General features: G+C 38.2%; 16 protein-coding genes. 12 read left to right on the top strand and 4 right to left on the bottom strand.

The window, feature by feature from the left end:
• Nucleotides 1-5: 5 nt before the first annotated feature.
• On the top strand, nucleotides 6-1145 hold the full coding sequence (locus UB51_RS06835; RefSeq protein ID WP_044876663.1) for a toxic anion resistance protein: 1140 nt from the start codon (nucleotides 6-8) through the stop codon (nucleotides 1143-1145).
• Nucleotides 1146-1341: 196 nt separating this feature from the next.
• Here the strand turns inward: UB51_RS06835 and UB51_RS06840 are convergent, their stop codons facing one another.
• On the bottom strand, nucleotides 1342-2454 hold the full coding sequence (locus UB51_RS06840; protein WP_044876664.1) for an alpha/beta fold hydrolase: 1113 nt from the start codon (nucleotides 2452-2454) through the stop codon (nucleotides 1342-1344).
• Between the two features lie 145 nt (nucleotides 2455-2599).
• Here UB51_RS06840 and UB51_RS06845 point away from each other — a divergent pair, with 145 nt between their 5' ends.
• The 4 genes from UB51_RS06845 to UB51_RS06860 all read left to right on the top strand — a co-directional run bounded on the left by UB51_RS06845 (nucleotide 2600) and on the right by UB51_RS06860 (nucleotide 6313).
• Nucleotides 2600-3175, top strand: a complete 576-nt coding sequence (locus UB51_RS06845) for a TetR/AcrR family transcriptional regulator (protein ID WP_044876665.1) — start codon at nucleotides 2600-2602, stop codon at nucleotides 3173-3175.
• A gap of 414 nt (nucleotides 3176-3589) precedes the next feature.
• A complete protein-coding gene (locus tag UB51_RS06850; protein ID WP_044876666.1) occupies nucleotides 3590-4255 on the top strand; it encodes a metallophosphoesterase family protein in 666 nt (221 codons plus the stop codon).
• Between the two features lie 448 nt (nucleotides 4256-4703).
• A complete protein-coding gene (locus UB51_RS06855; protein WP_044876667.1) occupies nucleotides 4704-5339 on the top strand; it encodes a TetR/AcrR family transcriptional regulator in 636 nt (211 codons plus the stop codon).
• Complete coding sequence (locus tag UB51_RS06860) at nucleotides 5336-6313, top strand: alpha/beta hydrolase (RefSeq protein WP_044876668.1); 978 nt, start codon at nucleotides 5336-5338, stop codon at nucleotides 6311-6313. The genes UB51_RS06855 and UB51_RS06860 overlap by 4 nt, the downstream gene beginning before the upstream one ends.
• A gap of 268 nt (nucleotides 6314-6581) precedes the next feature.
• On the opposite strand, the gene UB51_RS06865 is transcribed toward UB51_RS06860, so the two are convergent.
• Together UB51_RS06865 and UB51_RS06870 are read right to left on the bottom strand one after the other, a co-directional pair.
• The gene (locus UB51_RS06865; RefSeq protein WP_044876669.1) at nucleotides 6582-6875 is read right to left on the bottom strand and encodes a hypothetical protein; all 294 of its coding nucleotides are present in this window, start codon (nucleotides 6873-6875) and stop codon (nucleotides 6582-6584) included.
• Between the two features lie 381 nt (nucleotides 6876-7256).
• Nucleotides 7257-8060 (bottom strand): lipase family protein, encoded by an 804-nt coding sequence (locus tag UB51_RS06870; RefSeq protein WP_044879945.1) that lies wholly within the window; start codon nucleotides 8058-8060, stop codon nucleotides 7257-7259.
• A 596-nt stretch (nucleotides 8061-8656) separates the two neighbouring features.
• Here UB51_RS06870 and UB51_RS06875 point away from each other — a divergent pair.
• From UB51_RS06875 to UB51_RS06890, 4 genes are all read left to right on the top strand, one after another.
• A complete protein-coding gene (locus UB51_RS06875; RefSeq protein WP_044876670.1) occupies nucleotides 8657-8866 on the top strand; it encodes a helix-turn-helix transcriptional regulator in 210 nt (69 codons plus the stop codon).
• 992 nt (nucleotides 8867-9858) lie between these two features.
• Nucleotides 9859-10536, top strand: coding sequence for an NAD(P)H-dependent oxidoreductase (locus UB51_RS06885; protein ID WP_044876672.1), 678 nt, complete (start codon nucleotides 9859-9861; stop codon nucleotides 10534-10536).
• 261 nt (nucleotides 10537-10797) lie between these two features.
• Entirely contained in the window at nucleotides 10798-10917 is a 120-nt protein-coding gene (locus UB51_RS28455; protein WP_199924989.1) for a histidine kinase dimerization/phospho-acceptor domain-containing protein, read from the top strand.
• Nucleotides 10918-10973: 56 nt separating this feature from the next.
• A complete protein-coding gene (locus UB51_RS06890) occupies nucleotides 10974-11465 on the top strand; it encodes an ATP-binding protein (RefSeq protein WP_199924990.1) in 492 nt (163 codons plus the stop codon).
• Nucleotides 11466-11657: 192 nt separating this feature from the next.
• Here UB51_RS06890 and UB51_RS06895 read toward each other — a convergent pair whose 3' ends face one another.
• Nucleotides 11658-11882: a helix-turn-helix domain-containing protein gene (locus UB51_RS06895; RefSeq protein ID WP_044876673.1), complete on the bottom strand. Its 225-nt coding sequence runs from the start codon at nucleotides 11880-11882 to the stop codon at nucleotides 11658-11660.
• Nucleotides 11883-11995: 113 nt separating this feature from the next.
• Between UB51_RS06895 and UB51_RS06900 the strand changes: the two genes are divergently transcribed.
• The 3 genes from UB51_RS06900 (at nucleotide 11996) to UB51_RS06910 (ending at nucleotide 15198) form a co-directional block, all read left to right on the top strand.
• Nucleotides 11996-12283, top strand: coding sequence for a DUF6809 family protein (locus UB51_RS06900; RefSeq protein WP_044876674.1), 288 nt, complete (start codon nucleotides 11996-11998; stop codon nucleotides 12281-12283).
• A 211-nt stretch (nucleotides 12284-12494) separates the two neighbouring features.
• Entirely contained in the window at nucleotides 12495-12662 is a 168-nt protein-coding gene (locus UB51_RS28165) for a hypothetical protein (protein WP_160297232.1), read from the top strand.
• 514 nt (nucleotides 12663-13176) lie between these two features.
• Nucleotides 13177-15198, top strand: coding sequence for an ATP-dependent nuclease (locus tag UB51_RS06910; protein ID WP_044876676.1), 2022 nt, complete (start codon nucleotides 13177-13179; stop codon nucleotides 15196-15198).
• Nucleotides 15199-15200 lie beyond the last annotated feature (2 nt).

A 15200-nucleotide genomic window follows, 5' to 3' on the forward strand; every position in this document is an offset into this window, starting at 1 on the left:
TCTCTATGTCATTTTCGATGGAAGTCGTAAGTCCGGAAGAAATTCAAGCTGCAATTGAGCAAGAGGTTAAACCCGTTCCCGAAGAAGTTGCCAAACTTCAAGCGTTGGCTGATTCCAATGTCGCATCCATCATGTCTTTAGATCTTGATTCGCTTGAGAAGAGGAAAGAAATTTTGCAATCGATGGACACGTTCGGTATGAATACGATGAGAACATCCTCAGGTAAAAATAATTTACTGCAGGTTTCGGTCGGGAACCTTTCCAAAACGGGAGACGAGGGTGGTCAAGTAGCGAAGGGATTAACGGAATTGCATATGCAATTAAAGGATCTGGACCCGAGCGTCATCGACTTTACGAAAACAGGATTCTTAGGCAAGCTATTTAATCCGTTACGCGCGTATTTCCTGAAGTATCAAAAAGCTGACACGGTGATTGCGGATATCGTCGTCTCCCTAGATAAAGGGAAAACAACCCTGAAGAATGACAATACGACACTCGAGATTGAACAACAAGCGCTGCGCGACTTGACCAAAAAGCTTCAAAAAGAAATCGAGCTCGGTACATTGATGGACACATCCATTGAATCGCAGATCGAAGCGGCTAAGGCACGAAATGAAGATCCAGACAAAATTCGCTTCATTACCGAAGAGGTCTTGTTCCCACTTCGTCAACGGGTGATGGATATGCAACAAATGATGGTCGTCAATCAACAAGGGATTATGGCGATTGAAGTGGTCACCCGCAACAACAAAGAATTGATTCGAGGCGTGGACAGAGCTAAAAACGTGACAATTTCAGCCTTGAAAATTTCTGTAACGGTAGCTAGTGCACTCTACAATCAAAAGATCGTTCTTAAGAAAATTGAGCTTTTAAATCAAACGACGAATGAGCTGATCGCTGGAACTTCCAGGATGCTGAAAGACCAAGGGGCTCAAATTCATAAGCAATCGCTAGAAGCCAATATCTCTGTAGAGACCTTGAAACAAGCGTTCACCGATGTATTATCCGCGCTGGATTCCATCAGTACCTACAAACAGGAAGCACTTCCTAAGATGCGCGAAACGATCGACCAGTTCAGGGAATTAGCGGATAATGGTGAACAGCAAATCCAGCGTTTAGAAAAGGGACACAAACTGGGGTTGTGATTATCTATTTACAACACCAATATTGGTCAACACTTACGCTAAACAGATAGTTTCCCCTTTCGGGGAAACCCGTAAACGAGGGTTTATACAAAAATGACCAACCTAAGAATGAATCCTTGGGTTGGTCATTTTTGTATTTTTATGCAATATTTATCATGATTCTTTAACGAAAAAATCAATATTTAGCCCTTTTTGTTTATAGGAATTTCTTCATTTCATTAAATGCTAACTCCCTATGACCTGCCTGACAGTGTTGTTCACCACCAGTTTCTTTCGTAAATACTTTAGTTGTAATTGAAGCAGCATTACTTAATTCTTGTTGAATTTGTGGCAGTCGGCTAATGGGTACGTATTGATCATCTTGTCCAGCTAATAAAAGAACATCTTGATTAATGAATGGTCCAATTCCGTGCATCGTGTATTTTTCAAAATTTTTAAATAGATCAAATGGCGTTGATTCACCTGTGTTTTCCATCCCTTTGGTAAGTTTCCAGCTTAAATCCATATTATTAGCCATCATCTTTTCAAGTAAAGAATTAGTTTTATCTACTTCATTATTGTCAACCAGCTGCATAATACCAATATAAGTTTCTTCTGGCATACGATTTTTTAATGCATCTAAACCACTATAGAAAATGTCAAAGGCAATTACTTTATCTATTCTCTTTTCGAAAGCTGCAGCACGCATAGCTAGATATCCTCCCCAAGAAGCACCTAAAATGCTTACACGATCCAATTTGAAATAATCAATCACAGTTGATATTGGTTTTTCCCAGTTGTGAATGAGTTTAAGACCGTTTTTTAAGGCAGTTCCTTGGCCTGGACCATCAAATACTATAATATTATAATCAATACCTTTGATAAATTTCATCATTTTAAGCATCTCTTCCATGTAAGAATCATAACCACCAAAGACTAGTAATGTTTTTTTAGCGTCAGGTGTCAATAATTTTACAGCAGGAAGATAGGAGTCTTCATAGGGAATTTGGAAGGATTCATAATCAAATTCATTGAATCCTTTATAGAAAGTTTCTCTATATTTTTGATACATTTTTTCTTTATTTGGGTCTGTAGGTGCAACATAAAATTCTGCAGCTTGATAGTAGACGGAAGCCAAGTCATAGTCCTTGCTATCTTCACGTTTCTTTGCAAAATCAAGCCAAGTTTCATACCAGCTATTTGCATCCTCTAGTCTCGGAATCATTAGTTCCAAGTCAGCCTGTGCTCGATTATCTTCTTGATAATAATCATTTATAAAACGATTAATCTGAAGATTAAATTGTTCATCATTAACATATTGTTTAAACATATTTATTCCTCCTTTTAGTTGTGTCTGTGCTTACTATAAAGCATCGTTATTAACTAAAAAATAAGTAATATTGTACAAAGTGTACGATATCTTACATGTTATATATGAAGTGTTCGAAAACTTACAAATAAGGAGGAATTGGTTAATGAATGAAGATATCAGAATTTATAAAACCAAAATAGCTATTGAACGAGGATTCATTGAATTACTCAAACATAATGATTTTAAAGATATTACGATCAAAAAAATTTGTGATCAATCTCTTATAGGACGTTCTACTTTTTATAGTCACTATTTGGATAAGTACGACTTGTTAGAAAAAATTGTTAAACAGTATGCTTCTGATTTTAAATATGAGATTGAACAGCGTTTTGATTCAATGGATGATGGTAAGGTGGCCAATGCCATAGAACTTGTAACAGATAATATGATTGAACATAAGTTCGAGATTTCAACATTGTTAGCAGTTCATGTAGTATCAGCTGATTTACGTAAAGAATTTGAAGGAATTTTGTTTAGTACTTGCTTAGAGTATTTAAATCAGCAGATTTCTTCAAGTTCTATCGCATTGGAATATTTAGCAGAATTATATGCCGCTAACTCAATGGTGTTTCTTCATTGGGTTTTGAAAAATGGTAAAGATACTAATATAATTTTTCTTTCAAATCAAATACAAGAATATATTTTTAACCAGTTAAAGTCTAACTTGTATAAGGATTAATTTATAGTAAAGGCGAAACGGAAAAAGCAAGAAAACGGTGGTCAGCAAGTACGGAGAACAGGAAATCATGGTGTCAACGCTAACGCTAAGTAGGCGCTTTTCCCATCGGGGAAACCCGTATGCGAGAGTTTACACAAAATCTTGACAGTCCCGTTACTAGCCTGGCGGAGACAGAGAATATACCGACTGCAGCGGCTGTCAAAAAGAGTCCTTTGATAATGTTCTAAAATAGATATTTATAGTAAGCTGGACTAATGATAAGATCCATATTTTATCGGGAACTTTTGCGGCTTTTATTTACGCTAACTTTTGATCATCGATGCCTAAATGAATGCTAATATTAGCCGAATTCTAACCAATGGGGTACCGTAGTATGAGTAAGATTATATTGACCAAAGGAGAAATAAAAGCCTTATGAATCTATTCGTCGTCGGGGATGTACATGGCTGCTTTCATACGTTTAAAGGGCTTCTTGACCAGCATTGGAATCCTGATAAGGAGCGCCTTGTCCAACTAGGGGATTTAATCGATCGTGGAAACGATACGCCGGGAACGCTCCTTTTGGCTAAGGAACTAAAAAAGCGGTATGGTGCGAACGCTGTTTTTCTCATGGGTAACCATGAATACGAGTTTTCACAGCATATAGAGAATGGTCCTAACGAATATTGGCTTCCGCAATGTGGCTTTGCAACGCTAGATCAGCTTAGGTCCGCTAACATGGGACTGCAGGAGGTAGCAGAATGGATCAGTGAGCTTCCTCTCGTCTGGGAGAATGAGCATGTAATGATAAGCCATGCTGGTATTGCAGATCAGGTAGAGTTCCCATTCGAAGAAGGAAATGAGATAGGAGTGCTTTGGAATCGCACACCGTTGAAAAATATTGGTAGACTTCAAATTATCGGCCACACCCCTTGCAAGTCTGGCCGGCCTGAGTATGAGGAGACGTCCCATTCGTGGAATATTGATACCGGAGCTTACCGGAAAGTCGCAATGAGTGCTATTCGAGTCACCACACTAGGTGAAGTGCTCGAGATTGTTCAGTTTAATGTCGATCCAAGAGATGTGAGTGAAAACGATTAAGATCGCGTAATGACTATGTCTACTGCAGTAACGCTTCAAAGTCGACACGAAGAGATACCAAAGTTGGTTCAACCGGGTGAACAGAAACGTAAATCATATTGCTTATGTACGTCCTCTTTAGGCGGTAACCCTGAAGACAGCGATCAATTATAAAGTATTTCCAGATTATAGTATGAAGCTGAAACTGCTGCGTACTTTATACATTTATACCTTTGGGAAATCTGCTGAAATACTTAAAGAAGTCAGAGCTTGTACTCGTACAAAGTAATATAAAAAAACAAGTCGGAGCGCATGTTGGGCAGCGCTCTGGCTTGTTTTTATTTGTGAAGTTTCATCCTACTCATGAGTAAGATGAATTCACTCTTGCTATAATTAGTAATTAGAGATATATTATTAATTAAATAACTGATCATTTAATTAATAATAATTAAATCTACAGAGAGTGGGAATGAACTTGGCAAGACCAATCAATGAAGAAAAAAGACAGGAGCGGCGTAGTTGTATCCTAAAAGAAGCCGTTGTCCTGTTCGCAGAAAATGGATATTCTAATACCACAACGGCTCTCATTGCGCAGAGTGTGGGAGTGACTGCTGGAACCATTTTTCAATATTTCCCTAACAAAGAAGCTTTATTCTACGCCGCTGTCCTCGAGCCGCTTGCTGATATTCAGGTGAAATGGCTTGCTTGTCTAAAAGAAGAGGGAACGCCGGGCGTATTAATTAAGAACATGGTAGAAGAACAATTCAATCATATCTACTTCTATACAAGTGAATTGCGTCTTGTTCAATATGTCCTAGGACAACGGATAAGATTTCCTGAACTTACACAGATGGTCCTTGAAAGTACAAAAGTAATGACAGATACTATCGAATGCGTCTATGCCAAGGGACAGTTAATGGGAGAATTCAACAAAAACTTTTCACCAGCTATGATCTCTCGTGCCTATATCTCTTTCTTAAATGGGGTAGGCTTAACTCTTGGAGAAAGTATTATTCATCACCCCGAGTGGGGAAATTTGAAGGAGCATGCCTTATATTTGTTCGCACCCATACAACCTAAAGAAAAACTGGAGGAGTCTGAATGAGTCAAACATCATTACAACCCGATCTGACATTTAACGTTCGTGTGAAAAAACGGAAGAAAATTTTATGGAGCCTAGGGATCGTACTTTTGCTTGTGATCGCTCTTGTATTTTTTATATCTCATAAAGTAGTAGACACCTTGTTACACCACCCTAGAGACACTGATGTCAGCTACGGATTGAATATCGATAAAACTCCCTACGAAGAGGTCGAGTTCAAGAGTTTGAAAAATGATAATACGATTAGAGGTACCTTCTTTCCTGTAAGTGGCCTTTCTGATAAAGAAAGTAATAAAACGATTATTGTCGTCCATGGATATACGAGCAATCGTTTAGTCAAAGGGCGGACCCAAAAGTTAGTAGAGCATTTCGTTCCGAAAGGCTATAATGTATTGGCATTTGACCTCAGCTCGCAAGGTAATTCCGATGGTGATTTGATTACACTGGGCCTCAATGAAAAATACGATTTGCTAGGAGCTGTAAGCTATTTAAAATCCAGAGACCATACGGGTGATAACATTGGAGTTATCGGCTTTTCAATGGGTGCTGCTACTTCTTTGCTAGCCACAAGTGAAAGTGATGACATCAAAGCCGTAATTGCGGATAGTCCTTTTCGTAATGCTGGTCTATTTCTGAGAGAGGGTTTGCCCTTCTTTTCAGGTTTACCTGCGTTTCCATTCAGTTATACATCGACATGGATGGCAAATTGGGTCTTTAAGGTTGATCTTGATTCCATATCTCCTATGGATGCGGTAAAAAAGATGCAAGACAAGCCAGTTATGCTCATTCATGGTACTGGAGATCAGCAAATTAGTTATAAAAATACAGAAGCAATTTTTGAGTCATTAAAAGATGACCCATATGCAGAAGTATGGTACCCGCATAATACGGAGCATATCGATGCCATCAATCATTACCCCACTGAATATTTCCAAAGAGTAGATCGCTTTATGGATAAGTATATAGGAAAAGAGTAGAAACGACATGAAAGCCGGTGTTCCTTATAGTAGGGGAAAACCGGCTTTTCTGCTGCCACTTAATTTTGAGAGCAATAAACAATAAATGTATAACCTCCGAGTAGCTTATTTCTTAGGTGTTTTTTTAGTGTCTATAAAATGGGGGCTTGAACCAAAAGGACTAAACAACGTTGCTCTTTTTATTTTTATCAGGTTGCAAAAACTACTACTGAATTGCAGATTGGTTGCAATGAAATAATGACTTTATGTGAACGGTAAGTTTCTCGCATTAAAGTAAAAAAGCCATAACAAACTGCCAGAGTAAAAAGGGAACTGGAGACCAAGCTAATCTTGCCAAATCAACTATCTGTTTCTGATCAACGCTTACTCCGAGATCGAAATGAGTCAACATGGGGAACTCGTCTTGTACACTAGGTTGGTCCAATCCATATTTCTCAGTCAACCTGTTCGTAGTTTCGCTGTTAATTGAGGAGATTCCGATAGCATCTACATGGACGTTTGCGCCTACTGTTGTAATAAGCAATAAGAGTACTACAAGAATAACAGTCTTTTTGTTGAGCATTATGTATCTCCTTCTTATACAGATTAAACTTTATCTAGTTTATTCTAACCCAAGAACCCCGTGTAGTCATTAACAGGAGCGTGAGAAGTCATGCGCTCCTGCTTGTTTTTTTGGTAAGTGTCCTTCCTATCTTGTGTAGAATGATGGACTTTGAGGAGAGGTGTGTCCATTTTAGCCTCGATTCGGGTGGTTCAGCTCATGATCTCGGCAACATGTTCATGATATTGCCTTAACGCTTTGCTTGATGGTTGATTGAAATCATATACTCACATTTCTTCATAGCAAACAATACTAAATATTTACAGTTGATCATTACAAAAAGGAGAGAAGGTGATTGAGAGAAATGGATGGAATAGCATAGCTTATGGAGTGCTTTCGACATTACTTTTGTGATGTCGATTCAATGACTGGACAGAATCCAGGATTCGTTAAACATAACAATTGGGTGAATTTCGGTTGGAGTTTGGAGAGCTCTGTGAAATAGCTTCCGATAATGTGATTGAGGTTAACTGATCCATTTTGAAAAGACAGCGACGAGAGGGTTTGGACATGACTGTAATAGTACTTTTTTTCCCGCTTGGGCAGCTTGTAGATAGATGGTGGAGCATGTGTTACGACGTCAAAGGGATTAGCAATACGGTAGCTGTTCCGAACATACTTTGTAAAAGTTTTCGTGAAGGTCGGATCGCCTACACGTGGGGACCCATATGTAAACAAGTTGGGTGAGATGTAACTAGTATTGGCTGCAATATCAATAGCACATAATGTCGCGAGTGCTGCACCAAGGCTATGACCTGTAATGTATAATGTCTTGTCGGGAGACAATCTAGAGAGTGCGAAGGTAATCTTACTACGAGCTGAGGAATAGATGTCTGTGAAGCCGCGATGTGTAAGACAGTCTTCCTTAATATATTTGAATCTCTTTTGTGAGGCGATGATGTTAGATATCCAATTGGTCGTCGAGCTAGTTCCCCGAAAGGCAATAATAATTTCTTGCGGAGACTCCAGAATAAACCCGAAGCGTTCCCATACGTTGCTGATGGATTTCGCTTGAATAGTATCACTGACCGAATAATTCAATGGAACGACGAACGAACCGTCCGTATTTGTAAATTGTGCATAGGTCTGTCCGCAGATTGCAGCTAGAAAGATAGCCCATTGCTCTTGTTCATTATTGTTACCCACGTTCACCCCGCCCTTCTCTCCTACACTATATTAGTGGGATGAAGGAGAGATTCCTATATTGTGCGAGACCGTGTGTTAATGAATTACGGAACATGGTACTGTGCGAAGGATTGAGGTAAAGATTGTTCTGAATAAATCAAAAAATCATTTATAGGGAAATGTCATCATGAGGTTAGGGACATCTCTAGTTGCGCAGTAATTATCTATATTGAGACTATATACTTTTGAATTGAAAAAAAGTAATTATCATCAATTTAGAAGATAATAGTGGAGATAAATAAACAGATTAGTTTCATCTAACTGTGAAAGCGAGCGGTTTCTTTCTTTAAGGGAAGATTTCGTTCGCTTTTTTATATCAGTTTTTTTCATAATTTGATTGAGAACGCTAATCGGAGTCGCTGTCTGGATTTATGCAAAATGCTCATATAAACGTCAAAGAGATAAGCATCAACATACTTAAAGCTTTTTTGGAGATTCCAACGTAAATATCATCGGATTATTTTTCTGGAACATTATCCTTTTATTGACAATATGTAACTAGTTGGTTACAATATAAATGTAACTAACTGATTACATATAGAAAGGAGCCTGTTACATTGATTAAAAATCGTATTAAAGTTTTGAGAGCTGAACGTGACTGGACACAAGCTGATTTGGCAGAACATGTTGGGATTTCACGACAAGCAGTCATATCCATTGAGAAATATAAATATACACCTTCGTTAGAGTTAGCTTTCAAAATTGCGAAGGCATTTAATGTATCCATTAATGAAGTATTTGTACCTGAGGAGGATGAAGAAAAATGAGTTATCAATTTGTAATGTTAGCGGTGTCGATTGTATTAGGTATATGTGCTATTTCCCTTCGATGCTTCAAAGCTATAAAAACAACGAAATACAAAAATGATGAACGTTGGCAACTGGTTCAGAATAAGGCGAACCATGTGGTAATGCTATACAATAGTACACTTGGTATCATAATTTGCATTGGATTTGTTATTACAATATTCGTTGATAGTCAATTTACAATGCCTCTTAATAGAGTGCTACAGTATTTGCTACTTGCAATTCTTTTACGAGACACAATTGAACTATTTGCTTTACATTATTTTGATAAAGTTTTATAGGGTTGTACTTACTCTAAACCAGGTTAATGATGTATCTCCAAATCAAAGACATTTTCTATACTTCATTGTAGAACTAATAGAAAAACCTGTAGTTTCTGTTTCTTAGTAATGGAACTAAATCTCCCCAAAAGACTGCCCTTTAGGGCAGTCTCAGGCTGTCGAGAAAGTCTCGACAGCCTTCTTTATATTTCATAAATTTAAGACGACACCGCGTTAATGTTATATATTATAGGTACCTATTTATAGAACGGATGGTAGGGAACATGGTACTGTGCGAAGGATTGAGGTAAAGATTGTTCTGAATAAATTCAAAGAGAGTAGCCATGAGGGCTGCTTTATTTGTTTTATGATGCGTAGACCAGATTTTATCTCTAGTATATAATTTCCAAGTGAGGATGGTGAGCACAATAAAACATCTCTTTAAGATCCAAGCTATCGTTCAACTCTACAACGAGAAGTTATACAATGACTACCTCAGAAGAGGATGTACACCTTTTTCAACGGAACATAAGATTAAAGGTGCTGAATTCGATAAATTGTTGTCGTATTGGAACCTTAGAATCTAGTTTGAGATAATGAATAGATAGGGAGTTTCTAAACACGCCAAACAAATAAATATTTGGATAGCTGGTGAAGCGTGAGAAGTGATTAATGAATGAAGGAGTTCATAAAATGAGTGATCTAGAGGTTAAGAAAAATGAAATTCTATCGTCATTTCGATTTCGACATGCAACTAAAGAATTTGATCCTACTAAGAAAATAAGTGATGCTGACTTTCATTATATATTGGAGACAGGTCGTTTATCACCAAGCTCGTATGGCTTTGAACCATGGAAATTTGTTATTGTGCAAAATCAGGACATTCGTGCCAAGCTTGCTGAACATGCATCAGGCGCCAAAAAGCAGTTACCAACAGCGAGTCATTTTATGATTATTCTGTCGAGATTACCTAAAGATATGGTTGCAAGCTCTGATTATATTAAAGGAATGATGGAGAATGTCCAGAAGCTGTCACCCGAAACTGCACAGGGGAAGCAGACAACCTATGATCATTTTTTGAAAATAGGTTTTGCAATTGAAGATGAGCCCAGAGTTATGTTCGAATGGGCCTGCCGTCAAACTTATATTGCATTAGGTAACATGATGAATGCTGCCGCTTTGATTGGCATTGATTCTTGCCCAATTGAAGGTTTTAACAGAGAGAAAATCAGCGAAGTATTAGTTGCAGAAGGGATTATGGACCTCGAACATTTTGGTATTTCTGTTATGGCTGCTTTTGGCTATAGGTTACATGACCCATCTGAAAAGACACGTCAATCTGCGCAGCAAGTCATTGAGTGGGTGGAATAACGGTGAAGGGGAGAACTCCCAAATAAATATCACAAGCATATGTGCTCTGAAAATAGCTATTGCAATCAACCCAAAGGAAAAGCGTCAGTAGTGATTTAATATAAACACTAACGCTTTCTTTGTCTTGAGAAAGATATTAAATTACTTTGGCCTTCAGAATGAACTACAGCTCTGTCCGATTGACCAAACATCAATAGATGCTTAAAGGCGGAGGAGAACCTCCGTACTGACAGTACTCGGGAAGAAAAGCGGTTCAAAGAGTTGATTGCAAATATCTCACATGATCTACGAACGCCGTTTACGGCGATTAAGGGGTATCGGCAGCTTATAGCTAAGAAGGAGTTGTCGGACGATCAGCGGCACAAGCTGCAAATCGCCTAAAAGCAGCCGATGAACTGGGTGTTTTGATCGAGCACTTCTTCGAGTATTCCTATCATGTGCACGCGGAGCCGGAGCCTAATCTGGAGCGAATCAATCTGACGAACCTTGTCACGGAGTGCCTTGCAGAATCCATTGCGGATTTTGAAGAAAAGAATTTAGCGGTGCATATTGAAGAAACTGTGCCGGTGTTTGCTTGTGCCGATAAAGAAATGGTCATACGAATTATTCAAAACCTGATCCGCAACTGTGTCGCGCATTCCGATGGAGATATAGAGGTACAAATATGGACTACGCAAAATGCGGTCATATCGTTTAGAAATCACGTGAAAAATGCTTCTGAACTGGATGTTAACTGGATTTTTGAGCGTTTTTATACTGCCAATAAAGCAAAGAGCAGAACCACAGGTCTAGGGTTGTCCATTGTCAGGTTTCTAGCCGAGCAGTTAGGCGGCAGCACAAGTGCGTCCATAGAAGACGGATTCCTAAAGATAAAAGTTGAACTTCCGGATGCTAATGCCGATTGTAATCCAGCAGCCTTTGAAGACTAATATGTATGGTCAATATAGTATGAGAATTGGGAACATTTAAAAGCCAAAATATCCGAGCCCCTTAACAAATATCATAACGGACTAGAAGTGCCTGGATTATGGCATCTATTTTGCCGAGGCTTGTTACTTAACATATGAACAAAAGAATAAAGCTCCTGTGACTAATCACGGAGCTTTATTCTTTTGTGAAGGTTATTCTTTTTTACCTGTGGAACGCTTAGGGTTGTCCGTTTGACCAAGAATATAGTCAACGCTTACCTTGTGGAAACCGGCTAATTTAATTAACACAACACTTGGTACATCCAAATTCCCATTTTCATAGCGGGAGTAGGTTGTTTGTGAGATATTTAAAAACTCAGCCATCTTTTGTTGTGTTAAATCCTTGTCTTCGCGTAGATCGCGAATTCTCTTATACACTGCTCATCACCCATGCTAAGTTTACTTTATGCGAAAACTGCATATTGATTTTTATGCGGTTTTCGCATAGAATTTATGCATGCAGAAAAAAACACTATGTATGGGGAGGTAGTATGAAGAGTATCTTGGAGGAAATATATTACGGGAACTGGCGCCCAGATGAATCAATAAAGTCTACCGATCACAGATCCCAGCAGATTAATCAGAAAGTCAGCGACTCCATGACAGACTATAATAAGAATTTATCAAAACATGATTTTGAACAACTTGAAAAGTTATTAGACTGGATAGGCGAGTTGAATTCCATGCACGCGGCAGCAGCGTTCACCCACGGCTATCGAACGGGAGCTTTAATGATGATTGAAGTATTTAGTGGAGAGAAGGAATCTACTCATGAGTAGGTAGTAAAACTTGTGATGTTAAAATTGGTAAATGCAGAAGATACTCTGGCATTTCGAAGTCAAGCTGTATATTGGTCGTCATGGACATTGACCGAGAAATGCGGATGGCAGCAAGTGTGAACAGAAGGGCAAGGTACTGGACGAAGACTTTTTCAATGTTTAATTTGACTAGATCATCTAAATAGACCCGAACATTATGTGGGTTATTGAATTGCACAGTCATGGTTACAACTATACAAAGGTCATAAATAAATTGAAGGAACAGGAATTACAAAAGAAGAAGCGGGCATTGGATAAGCTGCATGAATCATATGAAGAAGATATTATTACGAAGCAGGTGTTTATGGAACGGAAGGTGTGGTTCGGGCGAAGCAAATAAAGAAGTTGGAAGAAGAGCTGAATGATTTGCGGAAAGTGATAGTAGACGAAGTGGATTATCCGACGACGGAGCAGATAGTTGAGCGGGTTGGGTAGCTTAGGGAGCTTTGGAGCACCGCGTTAACTTGCGAAGAAAAGGAATGGGCGTTGAAGACGTTGGTGGAGTTGACGGTTTGTTATAGGTGAAAATTAAGAGCAGTATAGTAAGGGGCTGAGTTGATACTCAGCCCTTTTTTATGGTTTTTCTAACATGAGATTTTTTTGAAAATTTTTTATACCCCTATCTTAGTGCAAGCGACGTAGTATTTTGTGAAGCAAGCTTCAGTAAATTGTTTGGGAAAAAGGGATAACCAGGAAATTGTCGAAATTAGTATTAAAGTCTCACAAATTTAGTATGAAAGTTACAGGTGGTAGAGGAATCAACTTCTTGAGGGGCCTATGGTCTGTACAGGTACAATTCTTTCTAATTTCTTACGCATCAGAAATTATTAAAGCACTTTAGGGGGATTAATTAAATGCAAATATCAAAGTTATGTCTAAAGAACTTCAGAAGCTTTGGTGACAGCGGAACAACAATAAGCTTGAATAAACTTTCTGGTTTCGTAGGAGAAAACTCTTCAGGTAAAACTGCATTAATACATGGTTTAGTTAAGCTTTTTGGAGTATCCTCACATGATCGTGCGTTAGAAAAATCAGACTTTCATATTCCCGTTCAAACTACAATAGAGTCGATAAAGGAACATTGGTTATCAATTGAAGCTCGAATAGATTTCCCTGAATTAGTAGATAGCTCTGGAGATAGTCAAAGTAAAAATAGTTTACCACCATTTTTTAATCAACTCGTGGTTCGTTCAACTGCCGAGGCACCTTATCTACGTGTGAGATTAATTGCTAAATGGACTGCTGGTAATACTCCTGAAGGAGAAATTGAACAAAAGTTGTACTTCGTAACTGTAGCCGAAGGAATTGATGAATCAGATGAGGATTTGGTACCTGTTACTCCACATCAACGTTCAGCAATACAAGTCATTTACGTACCAGCAGTAAGAGAGCCATCCATACAACTTAAAAATGCTTCGGGTACAATTCTTTGGAGAATTTTAAATAACATCTCATGGCCAGATGATATTGACGACACCATAAAAATAAAAATGGAGCCTGTGAACGAATTATTCGATGGGATAGATGGGGTTGCTCAGATAAGAAGTGTTATTGGTGAAGAATGGAAGAAATATCATAAGGATGTTCGATATCAAGATGCTAAATTACAGTTTAACAGTTCAACATTAGCTTCAATATTAAAAAAGATTGAGGTGTCATTTTCTCCAACTCATGATTTGGGTGAATATAGTGTCGATAAACTTGGGGATGGACTTAGGTCTTTGTTCTATCTATCGTTGGTGTCATCGTTACTGGAAGCCGAGATAAAAATTACTGGCAAGTCAAATGCCTCTCTGACTCTCCTTGCTGTAGAAGAACCAGAAAATCATATATCGCCACACTTACTTGGTAGAGTTATGGAAAATTTAAAGGATATTTCAAAAAAGGAAAATGCACAAGTTGTATTAACATCACATAGTGCTTCAATAATCAAGCGAGTTGACCCAGAAAATTTAGCCCATCTGAGAATTGATCAAACTAGTTTCACGACAATTGTGAAGAAGATTGTTCTGCCTAGTAAGACATCAGATGCATACACATATATTAAAGAAGCCGTGAGAGCCTATCCCGAAATATATTTTTCGAGATTGGTCATTTTGGGCGAAGGTGATTCAGAAGAGATTGTTATTCCGAGAATATTGGAGATAAACGAATTATATCCTGATGATTATGGAATATCGATCGTACCACTTGGAGGAAGACATGTTAATCACATGTGGAAACTTCTTAATGAGTTAGATATTCCACATATTACTTTATTAGACCTTGATCGTGAACGAGGTGGCGGTGGGTGGGGCAGGATTAAATATGCAATCAATCAGTTATTGTTAAACGGCCGAGTGCGTGATGAATTATTAACAGTATGGTATCCAGAAGGTGATGGTTTTAGAGAAGATATCCTTACTGAAAATCAACTTGAAATTTTTGAAAAAAATCCGATGACTCCTGAGTGGATAAAATCGATGAATGATTTTTGGCTGCCAAGATTAATGGAGGACAAATATAATGTTTTCTATTCAGCACCACTGGATTTAGACTTTCTTATGTTGGAAACATTCCCTGATGCCTATAAAAAAACAGTGCCTAGAGGCCCTAGTATCCCGAGTCGTGCTGATGACCTTCAGAATTACAACAAAAAAATAAAAGGTGGCATTATTGCTGCATTAAAAAATGAAAAATCAACTGGCTATACTTATACAGAAAAACAACATGAACTTATGGTTTGGTATAACACGTTGTTTCTCGGTAGAAGCAAGCCAAGTACCCATATTGAAGCTTTATTAAAAATAGATGATGATGACTTACTTATTTTTATGCCCGAAGTTTTTACCAAGCTTGTTGAGAGAGTAAAGGAATTACTTGAAAGGAATGTATAGAA

Source organism: Paenibacillus sp. IHBB 10380, assembly GCF_000949425.1.
Lineage (GTDB): Bacteria > Bacillota > Bacilli > Paenibacillales > Paenibacillaceae > Paenibacillus_AQ.